The 23,983-nt window shown below is 71.5% G+C and carries 19 protein-coding genes; 10 read left to right on the top strand and 9 right to left on the bottom strand.

Annotated elements, in window-relative coordinates:
• Positions 1 to 61: 61 nt before the first annotated feature.
• Positions 62 to 1,162, bottom strand: a complete 1,101-nt coding sequence (locus ABTX60_RS16615; RefSeq protein ID WP_352097754.1) for a saccharopine dehydrogenase family protein — start codon at positions 1,160 to 1,162, stop codon at positions 62 to 64.
• Positions 1,163 to 1,263: 101 nt separating this feature from the next.
• On the opposite strand from ABTX60_RS16615, the gene ABTX60_RS16610 reads away from it, so the two are divergent.
• Positions 1,264 to 2,208, top strand: coding sequence for a helix-turn-helix domain-containing protein (locus ABTX60_RS16610; protein ID WP_352097753.1), 945 nt, complete (start codon positions 1,264 to 1,266; stop codon positions 2,206 to 2,208).
• A 12-nt stretch (positions 2,209 to 2,220) separates the two neighbouring features.
• Here ABTX60_RS16610 and ABTX60_RS16605 read toward each other — a convergent pair whose 3' ends face one another.
• The 4 genes from ABTX60_RS16605 to ABTX60_RS16590 form a co-directional block, all read right to left on the bottom strand.
• The gene (locus tag ABTX60_RS16605) at positions 2,221 to 2,880 is read right to left on the bottom strand and encodes a maltokinase N-terminal cap-like domain-containing protein (RefSeq protein ID WP_352097752.1); all 660 of its coding nucleotides are present in this window, start codon (positions 2,878 to 2,880) and stop codon (positions 2,221 to 2,223) included.
• Between the two features lie 85 nt (positions 2,881 to 2,965).
• On the bottom strand, positions 2,966 to 3,238 hold the full coding sequence (locus ABTX60_RS16600; protein WP_352097751.1) for a hypothetical protein: 273 nt from the start codon (positions 3,236 to 3,238) through the stop codon (positions 2,966 to 2,968).
• Positions 3,235 to 3,801: a sigma-70 family RNA polymerase sigma factor gene (locus ABTX60_RS16595; protein WP_502992331.1), complete on the bottom strand. Its 567-nt coding sequence runs from the start codon at positions 3,799 to 3,801 to the stop codon at positions 3,235 to 3,237. Before ABTX60_RS16595 ends, ABTX60_RS16600 begins: the two co-directional genes overlap by 4 nt.
• On the bottom strand, positions 3,798 to 5,339 hold the full coding sequence (locus ABTX60_RS16590) for a sodium:solute symporter family protein (RefSeq protein ID WP_352097750.1): 1,542 nt from the start codon (positions 5,337 to 5,339) through the stop codon (positions 3,798 to 3,800). Before ABTX60_RS16590 ends, ABTX60_RS16595 begins: the two co-directional genes overlap by 4 nt.
• Positions 5,340 to 5,564: 225 nt before the next feature.
• Here ABTX60_RS16590 and ABTX60_RS16585 point away from each other — a divergent pair, with 225 nt between their 5' ends.
• Positions 5,565 to 7,760, top strand: a complete 2,196-nt coding sequence (locus ABTX60_RS16585; RefSeq protein ID WP_352097749.1) for a carbon starvation CstA family protein — start codon at positions 5,565 to 5,567, stop codon at positions 7,758 to 7,760.
• Positions 7,757 to 7,945 carry a CstA-like transporter-associated (seleno)protein gene (locus ABTX60_RS16580; protein ID WP_352097748.1) on the top strand — a complete coding sequence of 63 codons (189 nt, stop codon included), beginning with the start codon at positions 7,757 to 7,759 and terminating at the stop codon, positions 7,943 to 7,945. Before ABTX60_RS16585 ends, ABTX60_RS16580 begins: the two co-directional genes overlap by 4 nt.
• Before the next feature lie 112 nt (positions 7,946 to 8,057).
• Here the strand turns inward: ABTX60_RS16580 and ABTX60_RS16575 are convergent, their stop codons facing one another.
• From ABTX60_RS16575 to ABTX60_RS16565, 3 genes are all read right to left on the bottom strand, one after another.
• A complete protein-coding gene (locus tag ABTX60_RS16575) occupies positions 8,058 to 8,696 on the bottom strand; it encodes an acetoacetate decarboxylase family protein (RefSeq protein WP_352097747.1) in 639 nt (212 codons plus the stop codon).
• Positions 8,697 to 8,803: 107 nt separating this feature from the next.
• Complete coding sequence (locus ABTX60_RS16570) at positions 8,804 to 10,687, bottom strand: ATP-binding cassette domain-containing protein (protein ID WP_352097862.1); 1,884 nt, start codon at positions 10,685 to 10,687, stop codon at positions 8,804 to 8,806.
• A gap of 297 nt (positions 10,688 to 10,984) precedes the next feature.
• Entirely contained in the window at positions 10,985 to 11,386 is a 402-nt protein-coding gene (locus ABTX60_RS16565; RefSeq protein WP_352097746.1) for a hypothetical protein, read from the bottom strand.
• Between the two features lie 100 nt (positions 11,387 to 11,486).
• On the opposite strand from ABTX60_RS16565, the gene sigJ reads away from it, so the two are divergent.
• The 7 genes from sigJ to ABTX60_RS16530 all read left to right on the top strand — a co-directional run bounded on the left by sigJ (position 11,487) and on the right by ABTX60_RS16530 (position 21,763).
• Complete coding sequence (sigJ, locus tag ABTX60_RS16560) at positions 11,487 to 12,404, top strand: RNA polymerase sigma factor SigJ (protein ID WP_352097745.1); 918 nt, start codon at positions 11,487 to 11,489, stop codon at positions 12,402 to 12,404.
• Between the two features lie 641 nt (positions 12,405 to 13,045).
• Positions 13,046 to 14,155 (top strand): LacI family DNA-binding transcriptional regulator, encoded by a 1,110-nt coding sequence (locus ABTX60_RS16555; RefSeq protein ID WP_352097744.1) that lies wholly within the window; start codon positions 13,046 to 13,048, stop codon positions 14,153 to 14,155.
• A gap of 293 nt (positions 14,156 to 14,448) precedes the next feature.
• Positions 14,449 to 15,834, top strand: coding sequence for an ABC transporter substrate-binding protein (locus tag ABTX60_RS16550; RefSeq protein ID WP_352097743.1), 1,386 nt, complete (start codon positions 14,449 to 14,451; stop codon positions 15,832 to 15,834).
• 1 nt (position 15,835) lies between these two features.
• Entirely contained in the window at positions 15,836 to 16,753 is a 918-nt protein-coding gene (locus ABTX60_RS16545; protein WP_352097742.1) for a carbohydrate ABC transporter permease, read from the top strand.
• A 2-nt stretch (positions 16,754 to 16,755) separates the two neighbouring features.
• Positions 16,756 to 17,688 carry a carbohydrate ABC transporter permease gene (locus ABTX60_RS16540; RefSeq protein ID WP_352097861.1) on the top strand — a complete coding sequence of 311 codons (933 nt, stop codon included), beginning with the start codon at positions 16,756 to 16,758 and terminating at the stop codon, positions 17,686 to 17,688.
• A gap of 48 nt (positions 17,689 to 17,736) precedes the next feature.
• Positions 17,737 to 19,884, top strand: coding sequence for a beta-galactosidase (locus ABTX60_RS16535; protein ID WP_352097741.1), 2,148 nt, complete (start codon positions 17,737 to 17,739; stop codon positions 19,882 to 19,884).
• 16 nt (positions 19,885 to 19,900) lie between these two features.
• Positions 19,901 to 21,763, top strand: a complete 1,863-nt coding sequence (locus ABTX60_RS16530; RefSeq protein ID WP_352097740.1) for an RICIN domain-containing protein — start codon at positions 19,901 to 19,903, stop codon at positions 21,761 to 21,763.
• Between the two features lie 92 nt (positions 21,764 to 21,855).
• Here ABTX60_RS16530 and ABTX60_RS16525 read toward each other — a convergent pair whose 3' ends face one another.
• Positions 21,856 to 23,970, bottom strand: coding sequence for a glycoside hydrolase (locus ABTX60_RS16525; protein ID WP_352097739.1), 2,115 nt, complete (start codon positions 23,968 to 23,970; stop codon positions 21,856 to 21,858).
• Between the last annotated feature and the right edge of the window lie 13 nt (positions 23,971 to 23,983).

The following is a 23,983-nucleotide window of genomic DNA, read 5'->3' as shown; positions in this document are numbered from 1 at the left end:
GCCGCTTTCACAGATGCGGAGGGGCGGGGTCAGGGCCGGGAAGGGGCCCGGGGCCCATCCGTCAGGACGTCGGCTTCACGATCGACGGCGTCCTGGGTGAGGTCGTGGGCCTTGCTGCGGCGGTCGGTGCCGGGGCGGGCAGTTCCACGGAGAGGTGCGAGGACAGCGCGTGCAGGAAATCGGCCGCGTCGAAGATCTCGCCCGCGGAGACGACACCGACCGTCCGGGTCTGACCGGTGAGGATGCGGTGCACCGCCTCCACCGCGAGCGGCGCCGTGACGGCGTAGATGTCCTGCCCTCTCGCCACTGCGCGCCGCTCTGTCCCGCCGGAACGTACGACGACGTCGACGAGGAAGGTCTGGGCGGACCGTCCGTGCTCGTCGACCGCGGCCGGCGTCGGCGTGTCCGGAGCCACCACGTCCCTGGCGGCCTCGGCCGACATATGGGTCCGCACGTCGGGGATGCGCAGGTGGCTGGGGATGGTGACGACGTCGGCCATCGTGAACTCCCCGACGACCGCCCGCGATCCCAGCGGCTCCGGGAAGGGCCACTGGAAGGTCGTGGCCTCGTCGTCGACGTAGTCCAGCCGCCCGTTCCGGTACACGACCCGCGCACCGCCCCGACGCTGCCGGGAGACCGCGCCCGCGGTCCGCGTCCCGTCCGTGGGCTGCCAACCGCTCAGTGCATAGGCGACGTGCGCCTCGTCGGCCGCGGTCCAGTCGCCCATCGCCGCGGTGGCCAGCAGGTCACCGAGGCCGCCGAAGAAGGCCATCGCCGGGACGACCACGGCTCCCGCGGCGCGGGCGCGGTCCGCGAAGTGCGTGAACGTGTCCGCGTTCGCCTCGATCTCGGCCGCCACGTCGACATACGGGATGCCGGCGCGCAGGGCCGCTTCGATCACGGGGGCCGCGGTCGTGGCGAACGGCCCGGCGGAGTTGACCACCGCAGCGGCTCCGGCCAGCGCACGGTCGAGCGAGTCCGGATCGTCCACCGACGCCGGCCGCACCTCCAGCCCGGGGTGCGACGCCGCCAGCGCCTTCAGCTTGACCTCGTCGCGGCCGGAGAGAACCGGGACGAACCCGCGCCTGTGCAGCTCCGCCACCACGAACCGCCCGGTGTGTCCGTACGCACCGAACACCGTCACCGTCTGACCCGGTCCCATGAGCTCTCCCCTGTGCTCGAACGATCAACTACGGCCATCCTGACGGCTCTGAGCACCCGGCCGTGAGTGTCTGGAACGACATGCCCCATACAATTACGGACATGGCCACTGTCGCGCTCGCCGCCACCGACGGAATGCTGCACTTCGAACTGTCCCTGGCACACGAGGTGTTCGACGCCGCCCCGGACGGGGTGACGGCCCCCTGGTACGACTTCGTCGTCTGCGGACCGGCCGCCGTGCGGGTCGGCCGGTTCCTGCTGGAGCCCGATGCTGGGCTGGACCGGCTCCGGCAGGCCGACACCGTGATCGTCCCCGGCTGGGCGGACATCGACGAGGAGCCGCCCGCTCAACTCGTCGACGCGGTGCGCGAGGCCCATGAGGCGGGCGCGCGCGTGGTCTCCCTGTGCACGGGCGCGTTCGTGCTGGCCGCGGCGGGGCTTCTCGACGGGCTGCGCGCCACCACGCACTGGGCGCACACCGACGCTCTGGCTGTCCGCCACCCGCGGGTGGAGGTCGACCCGGACGTGCTCTACGTGGACAACGGCTCTGTGCTCACCTCGGCCGGCAAGGCCGCCGCACTGGATCTGTGCCTGCACCTCGTCCGTCTCGACCTGGGCTCGTCCGTCGCCAACGCCGTCGCGCGTCGCCTGGTCGTACCGCCCCACCGGGCAGGCGGCCAGGCCCAGTTCGTCACCGCCCCGGTGCCCGACCGGGACGACCACCCGCTGGCCGCCCTGTTCCCCTGGATCATCGAACGGCTCGACCAGCCGCTGACCGTGGAGGACCTGGCCCGCCGGGCGGGGATGAGCTCCCGTCACCTGGGCCGCCACTTCAGGGCGGTGACCGGCACGACCCCGCTCCAGTGGCTGCTGACCCAGCGGATCCGGTACGCCCAGGAGCTGCTGGAACAGACCGACGACGGCGTCGGCACCATAGCGGCGGCCACCGGCATGGGGACCGCCACGACGCTGCGCCGCCACTTCAACCGCACGGTCGGCGTGCCCCCGGACGCGTACCGCAGGACATTCCGCTCGGGGACTCGCTGATCCCGGAGGAAGCTACGCCCGACCGGCCCTGTGCAGGACTGCGAACGCCCCCCGGGTGCGGCTGCCGTCAGGCAGCTGCCAGGAACCGGTGACGCGGCCGATCGCTTCCCCGGGAGACGCGAGCGGGCCGTCCGGGGAAGGTCGCAGGGCTCGATGCAAACGGAGGGTCGCGCCGTGCGGCGTGGTCAGTGCGGTGCCGTCCTGATCGTCGGTGACGTCGAAGTCCGGCGCGAGGGAGCCTTCAGAGGCGCACGAGACGAGGACCTCCCGCGCGGGAGCGTCGCTGATGTTCTGGTCCTGGGCCCGCACGCGTCCCTCGATCAGGGCCGTCAACTGGGCGACCGCCACGGCGTCGTGGCATCCGTCGTAGGCCCAGCGCGGCCCCAGCACGCCGTGCTCCATCGTGCCGACCAGGGCGTGCGCCGCTCCTTCGAGCGGGGCGCCGCGATAGGTGAGGGGCACCAGGTACGCGACCGGCTGGGGACCGGAGGCGTCGGTGACGACCATGAACTCGATCCCCACCTCCCCTCGCGGATCGTCGAGCCGGAAGCCGCCCGCCTTCGCCAGGCGCGGTTCGGCCGGGCCGCCGCGGTACCACGGGCGGGACGGCAGCCACGAAGTCAGCAGCTCCAGCTTGGTCGGCTTGAGGGTGGTGCGATGGATGACGGCCATGCCGAGGTTCCCTTCCGGCGAGTCACACGGGTGATCACACTGTCGCACCGCCCGGCCGCGGCAGGGCGGTCGCCGAGCGGCCGGCCTACGGTGCGCCGCCCCGAGTGCCCGGAAGGCCCGAGAAGATCACCCCCGGATGGGACGGCGCCTCGTTCAGCACCCACAGGCCGATCAGCGTGGCCAGCGCGAACACGACGGTGATGAGCACGGCGAGGACGAGCCGGCGACGGCGTTCGCGGCGCAGCCACTCGCCGCGTGCCGTGCGGTAGGCGTCGGGCGCGGCCCGCACCCCGCCGGCCAGGGCGGCCAAGGCCTCGGCGAGCTCCTGCTCCGTGCGGTCCGGTTCGGTGTGGTTCATCGCCGGGCCTCCATCGCCTGGGTCAGTGCGGCGAGGCCGCGTGCGGTGTGCGTCTTGACGGAGCCGGCGGAAATGCCCATCGCGGCGGCGATCTCGCCCTCCTTCAGCCCGAGCCAGTGCCGCAGCACGAGCGCCTCGCGCTGCCGGGACGGCAGGTGCTGCAGCGCCTCGATCAGCACGCGCTGGTCGTCGCGGAGCAGCGCCGCGCTCTCGGCGGAGACGACCGTCTCCTCGGGCGGGCTCTCCACGTGCTTGCGGGCGACCTGGAGGTGTCGGATGCGCATCCGGGTCAGATTGCACACCGTGGAGCGCAGATAGGCCTCCGCCGCCTCGACGTCCCTCAGGCGCCGCCACTTCCGGTAGATCTGGTAGTACGCCTCGGCCACCACGTTCTCCGGGTCGTCCGCGCCCAGCAGCACGGCCAGGCGCAGCATCGAGGCGTAGTGCCGCTCGAAGAGCCCGGCGAGTCCGGCCTCGCGCTCCAGCTCCGCCGGGTCGGCCGGTGCCGGCGTCAGCGTCTCGACGCCGGGCTCCGGCACCGGTATCGGGTGTCTGGGTCTCACTGCTGGTTCGCTCCCGTCTCCGGACGCCGCCCGACGGTCAGGCGGGACGGCAGGTCGGTCAGATCGGCGCCCCGCGGGACGCCGAGACGTTCGAGCACGGCGGTGCCGGCCGAAGCGACGATCAGGTTGAGCACGAGCGCGGCGAGGCCCGCGTAGATCTCCAGCGCCCCGGAACCGAGGCCCACGATGGAGGAGAACCCCTCGCGCACGACCAGGAAGGTCCCGGACGCCATACCCACGGCCCACCCGGCGAGCAGCGCCCGCGGATGCAGCCGCGCGGTGTACAGGCCCACGGCGACGGCGGGGAAGATCTGCAGGATCCAGACCCCGCCGAGCAGCTGGAGGTTGATGGCGTCCTGGTCGCGCAGCCCGAAGACGAACGCGACCGCCCCGGCCTTGGCGATGAGCGAAACGGCCTTGGCGATGCGCACCTGCCTTTTCGGCGTGGCAGTGGGGTGCACGTACTCGACGTACACGTTGCGTACGAAGCCGGTGGCCGCCGCGATCGACATCACCGCCGCCGGGACGAGCGCCCCGACCGTGATCGCGCCGAACACCAGCCCGGCCAGCGGCCCCGGCATCAGCCGGTCGACGAGCATCGGCACGGCCGCCTCGGCGCCGCCCTCCGGTGCCCGCACCCCGGCCGCGAGCGCCGCGAAACCGAGGACGCCGAAGAGCGCGAGCAGCCCCGTCCAGGCGGGCAGCGCCACCGAGACCTTGCGCAGGGTACGCGGTCCGTCGGCGGCGAAGCCCGCCGTCAGCACGTGCGGGTACATCATCAGGGCGAGCGCGGAGCCGAGTGCGAGGGTGGCGTAGGCGGGCTGCTGGGCCGGGGACAGGGCCAGCGCCGGGCCGCCGAGCCGCCGGGCCGCTCCGTCGAAGACGGCGCCCGGCCCGCCGAGGCGCTCCAGGACCAGCCAGGTGACCGCGGTCAGCGACACGAAGACGGCCACCGCCTTGAGCGCCGAGATGACCGCGGGCGCGCGCAGCCCGTGCCGGTAGGTGGCCACGGCGAGCCCCGCGAACAGCGCCACCATCACCAGGTCCCCGGCCGCACCGCGCGGATACACCCCGCCGGCCGTCAGCACGGCCCGTATGCCGAGCAGCTGGAGCGCCAGGTACGGCATGGTCGCGAGGATCCCGGTCAGCGCGACGACCAGCGCGAGGGGCGGTGACCCGTACCGCCCGCGCACGAAGTCGGCGACGGTGACGTAGCCGTGGGCGCGGGCCACGGTCCACAGACGGCTGAGCAGCACGAAGGCGAGGGGGCAGACGATCACCGTGTACGGCACGGCGAAGAAGGCGGCCGCGCCGTTGCCGTACGCGAGCCCCGGTACGGCGGTGAAGGTGTACGCGGTGAAGATCGTGCCGCCCAGCAGGAACCAGGTCCACACCGGGCCCAGACTGCGGTCGGCCAGCGCCCAGCCCTCCAGGGACGGCAGCCGGTCGCTGGGGCGCAGGCGCCGCGCGGTGACGGCGAGCAGCGACGCTCCGCCGATCACGGCGAGGAACGTCGCGGTCATGGTGCCGTCGGCCATGGGTCACCGTCCTTGGTGTGCCTGATCCTCACGGGAGAGTTGCGCGGGGGCCCCGATCGGAGGACACGGAACCGGCGGGAAATCCTCTGGACATTCGCTGTCAACCGGATCCGCGGGGCGGGCAACTCTTGCACAGACCGGCAGCGAGCGGGAGAGCCGCCGTTTCGCCGATCCCACAGCACCTCGTGTCACGAGGTGTCTCCACCGCCCCGGTGAGGAGCCGCCATGCCTACGTCCGCCCTGCCCGAAACCGGCCCGCCAGCGCCCGAGAAGTCGCGTATGTCACCTCGGTCCGCCCTGCTGTGGACCGTCGTGGCCCTACTCGGGGCTGTCGCCTGGGGTGTCCTCGCGCTGGCCCGGGGCGAGAAGATCTCCGCGGTCTGGCTGGTGGTCGCCGCGCTCGGCTCCTACGCCATCGCCTATCGCTTCTACGCACGGTTCATCGCCCGCCGGGTGCTCCGGCCGGACGACCGCCGGGCCACCCCCGCCGAACGCCTGGAGGAGGGCGTCGACTTCCAGCCGACCGACCGCCGGGTGCTGCTCGGCCACCACTTCGCCGCGATCGCCGGCGCCGGCCCGCTGGTGGGACCGGTCCTCGCGGCGCAGATGGGCTATCTGCCGGGCACGCTGTGGATCGTCGCCGGGGTGATCTTCGCCGGGGCGGTGCAGGACATGGTGGTGCTGTTCCTGTCGATGCGCCGGGACGGCAAGTCGCTCGGGCAGATGGCCCGCGAGGAGATCGGCCGGGCGGGCGGGGTCGCCGCCCTGGTCGCGGTGTTCGCCATCATGATCATCCTGCTGGGTGTGCTCGCCCTGGTGGTCGTGAACGCGCTGGCCCACTCGCCGTGGGGCACGTTCTCCGTCGCCATGACGATCCCCATCGCCCTCTTCATGGGCTTCTGGATGCACCGCGTCCGCCCCGGCAGGGTCGTCGAGACCAGCCTGATCGGCGTTGCGCTGCTGCTTCTGGCGATCGTCGGCGGCAGCTGGGTGCAGAACTCCTCCCTGGCCGGCACGTTCACCCTCAGCCCCACGACCCTCGTCTTCTGTCTGATCGGCTACGGCTTCGTCGCCTCAGTGCTGCCGGTGTGGATGCTGCTGGCCCCGCGCGACTACCTCTCCACCTTCATGAAGATCGGCACGATCGCGCTGCTCGCGGTCGGTGTGGTCGTGGCCGCACCCGTGCTCAGGGCGGACGCGGTCAGCGACTTCGCGACCTCGGGCGCCGGGCCGGTCTTCGCGGGCTCGCTCTTCCCCTTCCTCTTCATCACGATCGCCTGCGGAGCCCTGTCCGGCTTCCACGCCCTGGTCTCTTCCGGCACCACCCCGAAGCTGATCCAGAAGGAGTCCCAGGTCCGGCTGATCGGCTACGGCGCGATGCTGATGGAGTCGTTCGTCGCGATCATGGCGCTGATAGCCGCGGCGACGCTGGAGCCCGGCCTGTACTACGCCATGAACGCACCGGCGGGCCTGCTCGGCGCGACGGCCGAGTCCGCCTCCCACGCGGTGGCCGGCCTCGGCTTCACCATCACCCCCGACCAGCTCACCCAGGCCGCGAAGGCCGTCGAGGAACAGACCCTGATCGCCCGCTCCGGCGGGGCCCCGACCCTCGCGGTCGGCATGTCGGAGATCTTCTCCGGAGTCTTCGGCGGGGCGGCCATGAAGGCCTTCTGGTACCACTTCGCGATCATGTTCGAAGCCCTGTTCATCCTGACCACGGTGGACGCCGGGACCCGGGTGGGCCGCTTCATGCTCCAGGACATGCTCGGCAATGTCTTCAGGCCGCTCGGCCGGGTCAACTGGAAGCCCGGCATCTGGCTGTGCAGCGGCATGGTCGTCGCCGCCTGGGGCTACTTCCTCCACACCGGCGCGACCGACCCGCTCGGCGGGATCAACCAGCTCTTCCCGCTCTTCGGTATCGCCAACCAGCTGCTCGCCGCCATCGCCCTCGCCGTCTGCACCACCGTCCTGATCAAGTCCGGGCGGCTGCGCTGGGCCTGGGTCACCGGCGTCCCCCTGGCCTGGGTCACCGCGATCACCTTCACCGCCGGCTGGCAGAAGATCTTCTCCGCCGACCCCAAGATCGGCTTCTTCGCCCAACGGGCCCACTACGCCGACGCACTGGACGCCGGGCAGATCCTCGCCCCCGCCAAGTCGACGGCCGACATGCACACCGTGATCACCAACTCCACCGTCGACGGCGTCCTCATCGCCCTCTTCCTGCTCCTGGTCGCCGTGGTGATCGGCAACGCGGCGGTGGTCTGCGTACGCGCGATGCGGTCCGCGACGCCGCTGCCGACCACCGAGGCGCCGTACGTCGAGTCCCGCATCGACGCGTCGGGCAGTCCGGTCGAGCCTCTGACCGGAGCCGGAGCCGGAGCCGGAGCCGGAGCCGGAGCCGGAGCCGGAGCCCGCTCGTGAGGATCCGGCGCTGGGCGCGGGCCGTGCGCTGGTACCTGCGCGAGCTGACCGGCGAGGCCGAGTACGACCGCCACTGCGAGCGCCACCGGCGCCATCACCCGTTCGCCCCGGCCCCGACCCGCCGCGAGTATCAGGCGCTGCGTCTCCGGCACCAAGAGGCCCGCAGCCACAGCCGCTGTTGCTGAACGGCTCAGGTCACGCACGGTGTGCCATCGGTGGTGCCGCACGCTCCGTCGGTGGTCCGCGGGCCCCGACGACCGGACCCGAGCCGCACCGGGCCACCAGGAGCCGCGCGGCTCAGCTGCCCACGACGCTGCGGAAGTCGCGGAGCGCGAGGGAGAAGAGCGGCCGATGTCGGCCGAGGACGGACAGGGGCCCTTCGGGCCCGGTCGTGACGCGGCCGCGGCCGACGGCCGGCCGTCCACTGATCCGCATGGGGACGTGGCACTCCGCACCGTCGGACGCCTGCTGGACCAGGTGGCCACGGGCGGGCAGCCGGCAGGGCAGCCGCAGGACGTCGCGGTACGTGAGGCGGGCGGCGGCCGGAGCCCCGGGAGCGGTCAGCTCGCCCCGGACGCCGCGGCCGTCCGCGCGGAACGTGATCGCGCCCCGCTCTTTCGGGATGCCCCACAGGGCACGTCCCCCGGCGAGGGACCGTTCGTCGTCGACCCAGGCGGCCACGGTGCCGGCCGCGAGGCCGTGTCCGTGGCGCACGACCAGGGCGATGAGGAACTCGCGGTAGGTGAGGACGCCCCCGGGCCGGTAGTCGACCCAGAAGCTGACCAGGGTGGCGCGGCGCCGCACGATCCACGGGCGGGCCCGGGGCGGCAGGGGCCAGGGCGGCAGCTCGCCCACGGGGACGCGCCACAGCGAGACGATCATGTCACCGGTGAGGTGCCACGGCGAAGGAGGAAAAGGGACGGCTGGTGGTTCCACGGCGTGATGACCGACTTCCTCGGTTCGGACTCGTACGGCCGATTGTTCCACCCGGCACGGCGGGGACGGGCCCGCGGCGCGACGCCACCGGCCCGCCCCGGCCGGGGTCAGCGGTCGTCTGCCAGCGCGACGAGTTCGGCGAACAGGCCGCCGGCGTCGACGAGCTCCTCGTACGTCCCCTGTTCGACGACCCGGCCCTGGTCCATGACGAGGACGCGGTCGGCGAGGCGGGTGTTCGCCAGTTGGTGGGTGACGACGATCGTCATGCGTTCGGCGGCGATTCTCTTGATCTCCAGAAAGATGGCGTGTTCGCCGCGCGCGTCCATCTGAGACGTCGGCTCGTCCAGGATCAGCAGCGGCGTCCGGCGGTACAGTGCGCGGCCGCACACCAGCCGCTGCCACTGCCCGCCGGAGAGTTCGGCGCCGCCCCACAGCTCCTTGGCGAGCAGCGTGTCGAGTTGCCGGGGCAGCTTCTCGACGGCCTCGCGCATGCCGACGGCGTCGACGACATCCCACACGGGACCGTCGTCGAAGCTCTTCGGCTGCCCGAGGGTGATGTTCTCGCGGGCGCGCAGCGGCCAGCAGGCGAAGTTCTGCGGTACGAGCGCGGTCCGTTTCCACACGGCGTCGGGATCGGCGTGCGCCAGGTCGACGCCGTCCCAGAGCACGCGTCCCTTGTCGGCGAGGAGGACGCCGGTGATGAGCTTGGCGAGGGTGGACTTGCCCGAGCCGTTCTCGCCGACGACCGCCAGGATCTCGCCCCGGCGCAGGGTGAGCGACACCCCCGCCACGGCCGGTTCCTCCTTGCCCGGGTAGCGGTACACGACCTCGTCGAGACGGATCTCGTCGACGCGTTCCGGGATGGTCAGCTCACCGCGTCGCGGGGCGCGTTCGGCGGCCATGTCGAGGAAGGCCCGCATGTCGGCCAGGTAGAGCGAGGTGTGGAACATCGCGGCGCCGTGGACGACGAACTGGCCGAGCGCGGCAAGGGTGGTCTGCACGGCGACGACGGCCGTGGCGGCGACGGGCAGAGCGACCCGGCCGTCGGCTGCCAGCCAGGCGAGGGTGGCCCAGGTGCACAGGAGGAACACTCCGCCCAGGGCGCTGGTGGTCAGCACGATGCGCAGCAGGCGCGGGGCGGCGGTGAGGGTGCGCTGGTCGATGCGGTCGGACAGGGCCCGGTACCAGTGGACGAGATAGCCGGTCATGCCGTTGGCGCGGACCTCGTCGCCGAATCGGGAGTACGTGGCCCACCAGCGCATCATCGAGCGCACGTTGCGGTCGCCGACGTTGAGGTAGTGGGTCTCGTAGTCGACGCGGGCGGACAGCACGGCCCCGGCGCCGGCCGGGAGGACGGCCAGGAGCAGCAGCGGCAGCATCAGCGGGTGCAGTGCCGTGATGACTCCGCTCGCGGCGATCATGCGGATCAACGCCGACACGAACCGCTGGGCGTCCTGCACCATCGTCCGGGTACGGGTGACCCCGACCTCGGCGGCTTCCTGCCGGTCGGCGAAGCCGTCCTCGCCGTAGGCGGCGGTCTCCACCCGGCACACCGCGGCGACCAGGGCGAGGTCGGCCTCGGTCGTCAGCAGCGGAGTGATGCGGCCGTCGGCGTAGGAGGACAGGGCGCCGCTGACCCGGCCGACGGCCGCGGCCGTCGTCACCACGATCAGGGCCGGCAGCGCGCCGTGCAGGCGTTCGGGAACGCTGCCACTGCCGAGGACGTGCGTCATGGCCTGCGCGGTGAACGCGAGCACGACCGCCGCCGCGATGCCGGTGAGGAGCTGGCACGCGAGGAGCAGCACGACGCCGGTCCGGTCGACGGCCCACGCCATCCGCGCGGTGTGTCCGAGGACGGACGGCAGGCGGCGGCACATCGCTCCGAAACCGGCGTCTGCCAGCGGGTTCTTGCCGTACTTCCCGCCGAACGTGATGGTCGCCGGCGGGGGAGGGGGCGGAGTGTTCTCGTCAGCGGTCGAGGCATGGGTCACCGTCACCTGAGGCCCTCCTGGGGTCCGTGCCGCGCCCGGACGGGCCCGGCGGTGCACGGCCTAACGACACGACCTCTGATTCGAACGCGCTCGATTCCGGACGCGCTGAGTCCCTTGCCGCACAAGGGACCGACCGGAGCGGCTCCTTGCTGAGGCCGCTCCCGGCAGCCCCGGGATTGGCCGAATCGCGGAGGCTTGAAACGCGTGGGGTACATGGGTTTGCGGAGCCTCGGGACGGTCGTGAGGCGGGCGGGCTTTCGCTGAAGGCCTTCCGGCCGTGCCGCCCCGGGCCCGGGCCTACTTCGCTCCGGCGGGCCCCGTGCCGGATCTCACCGCCGGGGCCAGCGCCAGCAAGCTCAGGCCGAACATCAGCACGCCCAGGGGGAGATGGAGCGACGGGACGTGCGCGATGCCGAGCACGACCTGGAGCGAGGCGAGCGCGAGGAAACCCGACGCGTACCAGATCGGCCGGGGCGAGCCTCCGCCCGGCTTCCACGCCAGCACCGCCGCGAGCACGTACAGCATCGACGCCCCGTACATCACCCGCGCCCCGACGCTGTGCAGCATCTCTCCGTAGGACGAGGTGAGCAGCAATCCGGCGGACACCGCCTGGACGAAGATGGTCAGCGTCTGCAGGGCGATCGCGATCTGCAGGAACGCGGTGCCACGCCGCGCCGCCGCCGTCACCTGAGTGGCCATGTCACAGTCCTCTCTTCCGCCCTCGGGCAGGAGATCGATAAGGTCTCGACAGCCCGACGACGCCGGGGCGCGAAAGGTAAGGCGAGGGGGACGCCGACATATGGGAACGGGCGGGGCCGGCACGGACGAGACAGCCGGTGAGCAACGTCAACTGATCAATGTCGCCTACCGGTTGCTCGGCTCGGTCACCGAGGCCGAGGACGCCGTGCAGGACGCCTACGCACGCTGGTACGCGCTGCCGCGAAGCCGGCGCGAGGAGATCCTTTCCCCCGGCGCCTGGCTGACGACGGTGACCAGCCGCATCTGCCTGGACGTGCTCGGTTCTGCGCGGGCCCGCCGTGAACGCTATGTCGGCGCGTGGCTGCCCGAGCCGCTGCCCGACCGCACCGAGTGGGGCCCCGCGGACGGTTCCGTCCCCACCGGCACGGTGGACCCCGCCGACCAGATCGTCCTGGACGAGTCGGTGACCGTGGCCTTCCTCGTCGTCCTGGAGTCGATGACGCCCGCCGAGAGGGTCGCGTTCGTCCTGCACGACGTCTTCCGCTACCCGTTCGCCGAGATCGCCGAGGTTCTCGGCCGGACTCCCGCGGCCTGCAAGCAGCTTGCGGCCTCCGCCCGGCGGCGGGTGAGCGCCGCGCGCGCCCAGGAGAAGGCCACCGGCCAGGCCGACGTGGTGCGGCACGTCAAAGAAGCCTGGGAGAGCAAGGACATCGCCGCCCTGGTCCGTCTCCTCGACCCCGCCGCCGTGATGACGGCCGACGGCGGCGGCGTGGCGGGCGCGTCGCGGCGCCCGGTCGAGGGCGGCACGCGCATCGCCCAGTACATGGTCGCCATCGCCGACAAGGCGCCGGGCCTCGAACTGCTGGAGCGGTCGGTCAACGGCAGGCCGGGACTGGTGGCCCAGCGGGCCGGCATCGTCATGACCGTCGCCTCGTTCGACGTCTCCGCAGGTCGCGTCACCGGGATCTGGGCTGTCCGCAACCCGGAGAAGCTGCGGCCGTGGAGGCGGGGCGGCTAGATGCAGGAGGGCCGGACGCGAGGATTCCCGCTCCGGATCGTTGCCGGGTCCCAGGCGGTCGCCGCCGACCTGGAATCCGGACCCCCGAGCTCCGGGCGGTCGCGCCGACGTAGAAGTCGCCGCCCTACGCTCGCGGCGCTCGGGCCGAGGCAGACCCTGCCGTCCTGAGGTCCGGGCGGTCGGGCCGAGGCCGACCCCGCCGTCCTGAGATCCGGGCGTTCGCACCGCCGAAGAGCCCGCCGTCCTGAGGTCCGGGCGGTCGGGCCGAGGCAGCCCCTGCCGTCCTGAGGTCCGGGCGTTCGTACCGCCGAAGAACCCGCCGCCTCGTGCTCAGGGGACCGGGCCGACACAGAGTCCGCCCCCGAGCACCAGTCGGCCGCCCGAGCGGACCGACCTGCCAGGACGCCCCTCTGTACCCACCCCAGTCCCCCCGCCCGGCACCTGGCCTTCCGGTCCAGACCAGCAGGCGAATTCCTCGAGGTCCGGACCGCGGAAGCAGCCGACTTCGCGCGAAGTCTTGACGCCGCGCTCTCGACTGCGTAGATATGTCTGCGCAGTCATGACAGCGCAGTCACCCGGCGACACCGGCGGGCGACCGTGGCCGTCGACACGATCCGATCCACCGCACACCGGGAGACGCCATGACGCGAGCAAGGGGGCGGGACGGTGGTCCCGCCGCGCCGCGAGGTGTCGACGTGGCCAGAGCCGCGGGTGTCTCCCAGAAGACGGTGTCCCGGGTCCTCAACGGCGAGCGGTACGTCTCGGTGGACGTGCGCCGCCGCGTCCTCGAGGCGGCCGACCGTCTCGGCTACCGGCTGAACAGCGCGGCACGGGCCCTGGCCTCGGGGCGGTCCCGGACCATCGGCGTGGTGGCGCTGGGAACCGCCTTGTACGGCCCCGCCTCGCTGCTCCTCGGCGTCGAGCGGGCCGCGCGGGACGCCGGGTACGCGCTGAGTGTCGTCAACACCCTCGAAGGCGACCAGGGTGGCGTCGGCGGCGCCGTGCAGTCACTCCTGGAACGGGGCGTGGACGGCATCGTCGTGTCTGAGCCCATCGACGAGGACGCCGATCCGCTCGCGTCGGAGGTTCCGGTACTCGTCCTCGGGGCGCCGGCCGGCACCCGTACGGGGGAGCGGACCATCGCCGCGGGGGTCGACTCCGAGGCGCTGGCCAGGGCCGCCACCGAACACCTGCTGGACCTGGGACACCCGACGGTCCATCACCTCGCGGGTCCCGAGCGGTGGTTCGCCGCCCGGGACCGGCTGGCGGGCTGGCGGCAGGCGCTGGCGGCGCGTGGCCGTGAGCAGCCCCCGGTCGCCGAGGGGGACTGGTCCGCCGCGTCCGGGTACGCGGCTGGGCGTGAACTGGCCGCCAGGAACGACCTCACGGCCGTGTTCGCCGCCAACGACGACATGGCCGTCGGCCTGATCAGCGCCCTCACCGAGGCCGGGTTGCGGGTGCCCCAGGACGTCAGCGTGGTCGGCTTCGACGACATCCCGCTGGCCGCCTACGTCCGTCCGCCGCTGACGACGGTGCGCCAGCCGTTCGACGCGGTGGCCGACGAGGGGCTGCGGCTGCTCGTCCACGCCATCGAGAACCCGGAGGCGGAGCTGCCGACGGCGCTGGGGCAACCCGTGGAGCTCGTCGTCCGCTCCTCCACCGCGCCGCCACCGGCCCGGGTGGGCTCGGGCCCGGTGCGACATACCGTGCAACCCCTGGCCGGCGAGGCTCACGCCCCTCCAGCCGCCTGACGGAGCGCCACGTCCCGTCCCCGTCACCCGCGGGGGTGCGAGGGCACCACGACGTGACCGGACATCCACCGGCACCGTCCCGGTCCCGCGCCCTCCACCCGTACAAGCCCCGCCACAGGCGGTCGCCCGACCGGCCCACCAGGGGCCAACCCACCTCGCAGGACCCGCTTCCCGGCTCGGCCACCCCGACGCCCGCGGTCACCGGTCCACACCCTTCGTACATCTCGCTTTCCCCGGGCACGCCGCTGCCGGCCTCTGCCTTCCCTCTTCCTTCGCCTCGGCGGGAGTCCAGCATGTCCAAAACCCCCATCCCCTCGTCCGCACCGAGCCGCCGGTTCTTCCTCACCGCCACCGGCGCGGTGACGCTCGGCGCGGCCCTGTCCGCCTGCGGCGGAGGCGACTCGGGCGGCTCGTCCGCCGCGGCCAAGCCGGTCAGCCAGTCCGACATCGACAAGGCGATGCGCAAGCCGACCCAGCTGACGTTCTGGACCTGGGTCCCGAACATCCAGCGGGAGGTCGCCCTGTTCGAGAAGAAGTACCCCGCGATCAAGGTCAACGTGGTCAACGCCGGCCAGGGGATCAAGCACTACACGAAGCTGCGCACCGCGCTCAAGGCCGGGAGCGGGGCCCCGGACCTGGCACAGATCGAGTACCAGGCGGTCCCGACGTTCACCATCACGGACAGCCTGCTGGACCTGGGCCCGCACGGCGCCTCGGCCCTCAAGGGGAAGTTCGTCGACTGGACCTGGGGCCAGGTCAGCGGACCGAAGGGGGAGGTCTGGGCGATACCCCAGGACACCGGCCCGATGGGGATGCTGTACCGCAAGGACATCTTCGACCGGCACGGCATCCAGGTCCCCAAGACCTGGGACGACTTCGCCGCCGCGGCCCGCAAGCTGCACAAGGCCGACCCGGACGTCTACCTGACCAACCTCTCGGCCAACGAACCCGCCGCCTGGCACGGCCTGTTGTGGCAGGCGGGCGCGAGCCCCTACGGCGTCTCCGGCAAGAGCGACCTCTCCGTCAGCGTCGACGACGCGGTCTCCAAGAAGCTCGGCACGTACTGGGGCGGGCTCGCCAAGGAAGGCGTCATCAGCACCGACCCCGACTTCACCGACGGCTGGTACGCGGGCTTCAACAAGGGCAAGTACGCCACCTGGCTCACCGCGGCCTGGGGGCCGGCGTTCCTGTCCGGCTCGGCCAAGTCCACCGCCGGCAAGTGGCGCGCGGCCCCGCTGCCCCAGTGGGACGCGTCCAAGCCGGCCTCCGGCAACTGGGGCGGCTCGACCACCGCCGTCCTGCGCTCGACCAAGAACGCCATCGCCGCCGCGCAGTTCGCCCAGTTCCTCAACAGCGACCCCGCCAGCGCGAAGCTCTTCGCCACGGAGCAGTCCTTCTTCCCGGCCACCAAGGCCCTGCTCACCGACCCCTCCTTCACCGGTGACGCCGCCCCCTTCTACGGCGGTCAGAAGGTCAACGAGCTCTTCGCGTCCATCGGCGACACGGTCGACCCCGCCTTCCAGTGGCCGCCCTTCTACGACCAGGCGGCGACCGACTGGATCGAGACCGTCGGCAAGTCCCTCGCCGACAGGACCGACACGGGTGCCGCGCTCGGCGCCTGGCAGACGCGCCTGACCTCGTACGCCAAGAAGCAGGGCTTCACCGTCAAGGGAACGTGACATGACCGCCGCCACCGCACCCCCCGTCTCCAGGCCGAAGGGAGCCGGCCCGCGTCGCCGCCGCGTCGCCGGCCCCCTGTTCGTCGCCCCGTTCCTCGTCCTCTTCCTGCTGCTCTTCCTCGCCCCGCTCGGCTACGCCGCCTACCTGAGCCTCTTCCAGGAACGCCTCGTCGGCGGAACGGTGTTCGTCGGTCTGGACAACTACGTCACCGCCCTGACCGACCCCCTGCTGCTGAGCGGTGTCGGCCGCGTGGCCCTGTTCTTCCTCATCCAGGTCCCGCTGATGCTGGCGCTGGCGCTGGTGTTCGCCCTCGCCCTGGACAGCGGACTGCTGCGGCTGGCGCGCGTGATCCGGCTGGGCATCTTCGTGCCGTACGCCGTCCCGAGCGTGGTCGCGGCCCTCATGTGGGGCTACCTGTACGGGCCGGACTTCGGCCCGTTCGCCCAGCTGAGCCGCGCACTCGGCATCCCGGCACCGAACTTCCTCAGCGACGGGTGGATGCTCGGCAGCCTCGCCAACGTCGTCACCTGGGAGTTCGTCGGCTACAACATGATCATCCTGTACGCGGCCCTGCGTACCATCCCGCACGAGCTGTACGAGGCGGCCGCGATGGACGGAGCCGGCCCCTGGCGCATCGCGAGGTCGATCAAGCTCCCCGCGCTGAAACCCGCCCTGCTGCTCACCCTGCTGTTCTCCGTGATCGGCAGCTTCCAGCTCTTCAACGAGCCGAACCTGCTGATGAAGATCGCGCCCGACGTCATCAGCAGCTCCTACACCGCCAATCTCTACGCCTACTCCCTCGCCTTCACCGGCCAGCAGGTCAACTACGCGGCCACGGTCTCCTTCCTCCTCGGCCTGGTCATCGTCATCGCCTCCTACGGCGTCCTGCTCACGGCGAACCGCAGGAGGACCCCGTGACCATGACCACTCCCGCGGGCACGACCGCCACTCGCCGAACCGAGCGGAAGCACACCCCGGCGCCGCCGCCGCGTCGCCGGTCCCGGTCTAGCCGCAGCACCCCGCTGACCATCGCCATGCTGGCGGCGCTCGCCTACTTCCTGCTGCCGCTGCTGTGGCTGCTCGTCGCCTCCACCAAGAACACCCAGGACCTGTTCGACAGCTTCGGCCTGTGGTTCTCGCACGCCCCACAGCTGCTGACCAACATCCGGGCCACCTTCGCCCAGGACGGCGGTGTCTTCGCGCACTGGCTGCTCAACACCGCCGTGTACGCGGGGGTCAGCGCGGTCGGCGCGGCGCTGCTCGCGGCAGCCGCCGGGTACGGGTTCGCCAAGTTCCGCTTCCGCGGGGACCGCCTGGCCTTCAACCTGGTCCTCGGCGCCATCATGGTGCCGGCCACCGCCCTGGCCATCCCGACCTATCTGCTGTTCGCCAACGTAGGCCTGGTCAACACCCCGTGGGCGGTCATCCTCCCCTCCCTCGTCAACCCCTTCGGGCTGTACCTGATGCGCGTCTACGCCGCCGACGCCGTCCCGGACAGCCTCCTGGAAGCGGCCCGCATCGACGGGGCCGGCGAGGCGCGGATCTTCTTCGGGATCGCGCTGCGCCTGCTGGCCCCCGGCCTGGTGACCGTCCTGCTCTTCACACTCGTGGCGACCTGGAACAACTACTTCCTGCCGCTGATCATGCTCAACGACCCGGACCTGTACCCCATCACGGTCGGACTGTCGTCCTGGGCGGAGCGGGCGCAGAACGGTGGGGCGGGCGCCAGCAGCGACATGCTCCCCCTCGTCGTGACCGGTTCGCTGATCTCGATCGTGCCGCTCGTCGCGGCCTTCCTGCTGCTGCAGCGCTACTGGCAGAGCGGTCTGGCCGCCGGCAGCGTCAAGCAGTAGGGCGCGCGCAGCCCTCGTCCCCCCTTCTTGTTCACGGAGGTTCCTCCCATGGCGGATCTGCCCGCCCGCGTTCTGTTCGGTGCCGCGTACTACCACGAGTACACCCCCTCCTACGACGCCGGCCTGCGGCCCGACGAACGGCTGAAGACCGATCTCGACCTCATGGCCGAGGCGCACTTCACCGTGATCCGGGTGGGGGAGTCGGTCTGGTCGACCTGGGAGCCCGAGAACGGCCGCTTCGACCTCGACTGGCTGCAGCCGGTTCTCGACGGTGCCCACGAGCGCGGCATCTCCGTCATCCTCGGCACACCGACGTACGCGGTGCCGCCGTGGCTGGCCCGCCAGTACCCCGAGATCACGGGGGAGCGGCGCACCGGTGAGCGCATCGGCTGGGGAGCCCGCCAGGAGGTCGACTTCACCCACCCGGCCTTCCGCTTCTTCGCCGAGCGGATCATCCGCAAGGTCGTCGCCCGGTACGCGGACCATCCGGCGGTCATCGGCTGGCAGGTGGACAACGAGCCGGGCCTGCACCTCTTCCACAACCACGGCGTCTTCCAGCGCTTCACGGACCACCTGCGGGAGAAGTACGGGGACGTCGAGACCCTCAACCGGGAGTGGGGCCTGGTCTACTGGTCCCACCGGCTGTCCACCTGGGCCGATCTGTGGACCCCGGACGGCAACGAACAGCCCCAGTACGACGTCGCCTGGCGGGAGTTCCAGGCCCGCCAGGTCACCGAGTTCATCGGCTGGCAGGCGGACATCGTCCGCGAGTACGCCCTTCCCGGCCAGTTCGTCACCACCTGCATCTCCTACACGCGGCAGGGCGTCGCGGACGACGAGCTGTCCGCCCGGCTCGACATCGCCTCCGGCAACCCGTACTACGACATGCAGGACGGTCTGCTGCTGCCCGACCCCACGCCCGACGAGCACGAGCAGGTCTGGAAGACCACCGGCGTCTGGTCGATGTACCAGACCGCGGACTGGATGTTCTCCTCCCGCCAGGAGCCCTTCCTGGTCACCGAGACCAACGCCAACTCCATCGGCTTCTGCTGGGACAACAGGCCCGGCTACGACGGGCAGTGGCGCCAGGCCGCCTGGGCACACGTGGCGCGCGGTGCGCGGATGATCGAGTACTGGCAGTGGCAGACGCTGCGCTTCGGCGCCGAGACGTACTGGGGCGGGGTCCTGCCGCACACCGGGCAACCCGGCCGGACGTACGCCGAGATCGCGCGCCTGGGAGCCGAGTTCGACCGGGCGGGCTCGCTCGTCGCGGACCTCGAACCGGACGCCGACATCACGGTCGTCTACTCCACGCCCAGCAAGTGGCTGATGCAGAAGTACCCGCCGCTGGCGAACGCCGCCGGCGAGCCGGACCCGGCCGCCTACCACCGCATCCTCGACCCCTTCTACCGCGGCGCCTTCGAGGCCGACCGCCAGGTCCGCATCGTCCACGCCCGCCAACTGCACGACCCTCGCGGCGAGAACGCGGGCCTGACCCCCGAGGAGGCCGTGCACCGCCACCCGGTCCTGGTCGTCCCGGCGCTCTACGTCGCCCACGACGAGCTGCTCGACTGGCTCGCCGCCTACGCCCACGCGGGCGGCCACCTGGTCCTCGGCCCCCGTACGGGCTACGCCGACCACGAGGCCCGGGCCCGGCACGAGGCGGCACCCGGACGTCTCACCGAGGCGGCGGGGGTGTCGTACGACGAGTTCAGCAACCTCACCGGCGCTCTCCCGGTGCGAGCGGCGGCCGGCAGCCCACTGGAGGTGCCGGAGGAGGCGACGGGGACCCACTGGGTCGACGGCCTGACCGTCACCGACGCCGACGTCCTCGGCGAGTACGACCACCCGCACTTCGGACGCTGGCCCGCGCTCACCACCCGTCGCCACGGAGCCGGCCGCGTCACCCACGTCGGCACGGTTCCCGGCCGTGGGCTCGCCCGGGCGCTCGCCACCTGGCTCGCGCCGGAGCCCCGCAGCGGCTGGCGCGACCTCCCCGCGTCCGTCACCGTCACCACCGGCACGGCCGCCGACGGCCGCCGTGTCCACGTCGTCCACAACTGGAGCTTCGAGCCCGCCCGGGTCGAGGCACCGGTGCAGTTGACCGACGTCCTGGACGGCGGGGCGCTCCAGGCCGGCACGTCCGTCCAACTCGGCGCGTGGGACGTGCGCGTCTTCGTCGCAGCAACCGAATAGAGGAGGCACACCACCGATGAACCGAGCCGCACCGTGGTCGTCCCCGAAAGGGGCCACCAGAACAACCAGGACGGTCAGAGCCCTGGGGACCTTCGCCGCGGCCTCCGCGCTGCTGGCGATACCCGCCGCAAGCGCGCAGGCGTACAACCCGACGGGTGGGATCCTCTACCAGCTCGGCAGCGAGCCGTGCCTGAAGGGCCGGGGCAACTGCGCGGTCTACCCGAAGACGGCACAGCTGCCCGGCGGGCGCCTGGTCGCCTCGTTCGAGAAGTCCACCGTCGTGCCCACGTCGGGAAGCGCCGACGGCCAGACCCTGCCGGTCTACAAGAGCGACGACCACGGTACGAGCTGGCAGCCGCTGTCCGAGGTCAAGGCACCCGCGTACCTGTCCAAGGATCCCAAGTACGCCAAGTACACGAGCAACTGGACGAACCCCTACCTCTACGTGCTTCCGCAGAACGTCGGAAAGCTCAAGGCGGGCACCCTGCTCCTGGCGAGCGTCGTCTCGGGCGACGACGCCTACTACAAGGAGCACAAGGCGGCCGACCCCGGCTGGACGCCGAGCAACGACGGCGACCGCAGTGACCTGGCGATCGCCCTCTACTCCAGCACCGACGAGGGCAAGACCTGGAAGGTCCTCAACATCGTCGCGACGGGCGGCTGGCAGGGCGGCAGCGCCGGTGCCATCGGCCGGAACGTCGCCGACGCGAACAAGACCAAGCAGGTCGATCCCCTCTGGGAGCCGTACCTGATGGTCTACAAGGGCAAGCTGGTCTGCTACTACTCCGACGAGAACGACTTCCTCGGCTTCGACCCGAAGACCGGCGCCCCGAAGCCCGACCCCGCCAACGGCACCGCCACCGACTCGCACGGCCAGATCCTGGCGCACCGCACGTGGGACGGCAGCGCCACGAAGTGGAGCGACGCCGTCGTCGACCTGGCCGGATCGGTCCAGGACATGGGAGGCGGCAAGACGGAGATCGGCGGCGGCCGGCCGGGCATGACCAACGTCGTCCGCACCACCGACGGCAAGTGGATGCTGACGTTCGAGTACTGGGGCGGCGGGGCCAACACCCGGTACGTGATCGCCGACGACCCGCTGAAGTTCTTCCGCGGCTCCCAGACCGGCATGTCCGTCGGCACACTGCCCGTCACCGCCGGTTCCCGCCCGCTCTCCGGCGGCGGCAGCCCGGTCCTCATCCAGCTGCCCGACGGGCGCCTGGTCTACAACGCGGCGAACAGCGGCAGCGTCTGGGTCAACGACAGCGGACGCAGCGACGGCGTGTGGACGGAGTACCAGACGACCTCGCAGCCCGGATACAGCCGCAACCTCCAGTACGTCGAGGGCACCGGCCGCGTCGCGATCCTCAACAACCAGGGCACGTCCCAGATCGCCTACGCCGAGGTCGACCTCGGCGACTCGGACGGCGCCTACTACCGGCTGGTGAACCGCAAGACCGGCCAGGTGATCGGCACCGGCAACAGGACCAACGACGCGAACCTCGGCAACGGGAACGTCCCCGACGTGGTCCTGGAGGACGCCGGCGCCGCGGCGAACCCCGACACCCAGTACTGGCACGTGGTGACCGAGCCGAAGGGCGGCACGACGCTGCTCAACAAGTCCGGCGGCCGCGCGGCGGCCATCTGGACGGGCAGCGCCACGGCCGGCCAGCGGATCGGCCAGTGGGTCGACGACAGCCCGACGGGCAGCTGGAACCTCGTCAAGAACACCGACGGTTCCTACAAGCTCCAGTCGGTCAAGAACACCGGTTTGTATCTCACCGGCGCGACCGCGGGCGGGCCGCTGACCCTCCAGAGCGCGGCCGGAGACGGTTCGCAGGACTGGCGGCTGGTCCGGGACACCCGGCGCGGCTCGTGATGCCTGCCCCCGTGGGTCGTTGACACGCTCGGACGCGGCGCCTCCGTCCCGGAGGAGGCGCCGCGTCCCCGCAGTCGAGCGGTGCGGTGCCGTCAGCAGGTGGAGTTGGTCTGGGTGAGCAGGCCGAGCCGCCACGGCAAGCTGTTGTAGTCACCGCTCGCGTTCGGGTTCATGCCCTGGTACACGTACTGCATCCGGCACGAGTTGATCGGGAGGGTCTGGTCGTTGCCCGCTCGGATCATCTCACCGTGACTGATGTCCCTGGTCCAGGCGCCCGCCGGGAAACCGACGTTGTTCGCCCGGGCGAAGGGGTTGCCTTCGGACGCGGCGAGCGGAGTCCACGACCCGGCGAGACTGCCCGCGGTCCAGGACCGGAAGTACCGCCGTCCGTCCGACCCGATCGCCTCCACGAGCAACAGGTACTGGTTACTGCCCTGCACCTTGTAGACGTTGCTCGCTTCGAACAGGGCGTACTTGTTGGAGTCCCGCAGGGCGATGACCGTGTCCGTGAAGCCGTTGGGGAACTGGCCGACGGACGTCCGGGAACGGTAGAGGTGCCCGTTGTCGTCGGACGAGAACAGATAGCAGTTCGCGCTGTCGCAGATCACCCACATGTCGACCCAGTGGCCGTTGCCGATGTTCTGCCGGATGATGTCCGGCATCGACCCGTAGAAGTTGCGCGGCGCGCTCCACCCGTTGGGGTTGCTGATGTCGGGATTGGTGGAGTACGAGGCGTTGCCCGTCTGGTAGACGAGGTACCACAGGCGCTGCGGCGCGTAGTAGAAGACCTGCGGCGCGGCCCGGTAGCCGGCTCCGATGGCTGTGCGGTCCAGGTAGTGGTGGGTGGCCGAACCCGCCTGTGACCAGTCGGAGAAGTTCAGGTACACCAGGTTGTATCCGGCCGAGCGCGCGGTGCTCGCGAACACGTGGTACTTGCCGTTGTGGTGGACGACGGTAGGGTCCTTGATCCCCGCGATGTTGTGGGTCGCGTCCGGCTTGGGGGCGATCAGCGGGCCACTGGAGTTCCAGCGGAAGGACGAGGGGAGAGCCGCGGCGGACTTGGTGGAGGGCTGTGACCCGGCGCCGGAGCCGCTCCCGGCGTTCCGTTCGCCGGCCGCTTCCCCGGCCGGTTCGGACGTCGCCCTTTTCACCGGAGTGCCCCCCATCGCTGTCAGGGCGGCCCGGTACGCGGCCTTCTTGTTGCCGTTGTTGTCGAACAGCAGGGGGTTCTGCCCGACCCGCCAGGAGTCGCTGTCCCGGATGCTCCACACGGTGATGCCGGTGCAGCGTGCGACGTTCATGCACGCCCGCACACTGCTGGTGTACGCCGCGGCGGGCGCCTGGGCGATGTCCAGTTCGGTGATCTGGACGTCGACGCCGAGCGCGGCGAAGTTGGCCAGGGTCGTCTGGAAGCTTCCCGGCGGGCCCCCGGCGCCGAAGTGGGCCTGGAAGCCGACGCAGTCGATGGGGACGCCGCGGGCCTTGAAGTCGCGCACCAGGCGGTAGACGCCCTGGGTTTTGGCGTCGCTCCAGTTCTCGATGCTGTAGTCGTTGTAGCAGAGTTTGGCCGACGGATCGGCGGAGCGTGCGGCGCGGAAGGCCTCCTCGATGAAGCCGGTGCCCAGGACGTTGCGGAACACCGAGCTGCGCAACTGGCCGCTGCCGCCGTCCGCGAACGCCTCGTTGACCACGTCCCAGGAGTGGATCTTGCCCCGGTAGCGGGACATGAGCGTGGTGATGTGGTTCCTCATCACACTGCGCAGCGTTCCGGCGTCGCCGATGCCGCCGACCCAGCCGGGCAGCTGGGAGTGCCACACCAGGGTGTGGCCGCGCACGCGCTGGCCGCGGCCGAGGGCCCGGTTGACGATCTGGTCGGCGGGACCGAAGGTGAACGAGCCACGGGAGCGCTCTGTGGCGTCCCATTTCATCTCGTTCTCCGCCGTGACCGAGTTGAACTCGCGGTCCAGGATCCCCGTGTACACACCGTTGCTCAGCTTCCCGGCCGCCACAGCTGTCCCGAAGTACCGTCCGGACTGCGCGGCTTGGGCGCCGAGTGTGCTCGCCTTCGGGGCGGCGGCCGCGGTGGCCGGCGCGGCGGAGGCGGCTCCGGTGGTGGCGGTCGTTCCGCCGGCCAGCAGAGTGGCGGCGACCAGCACGCCTAAAAGCGGCCTTCGGTTACGTCCGGTTCGCGTGAAGTGGGGGTTCATGCGTCTCCTTGTT

The organism is Streptomyces sp. NPDC126510 (assembly GCF_040302345.1).
Lineage (GTDB): Bacteria > Actinomycetota > Actinomycetes > Streptomycetales > Streptomycetaceae > Streptomyces.
This window is presented reverse-complemented; position numbering and strand designations above follow the sequence as displayed.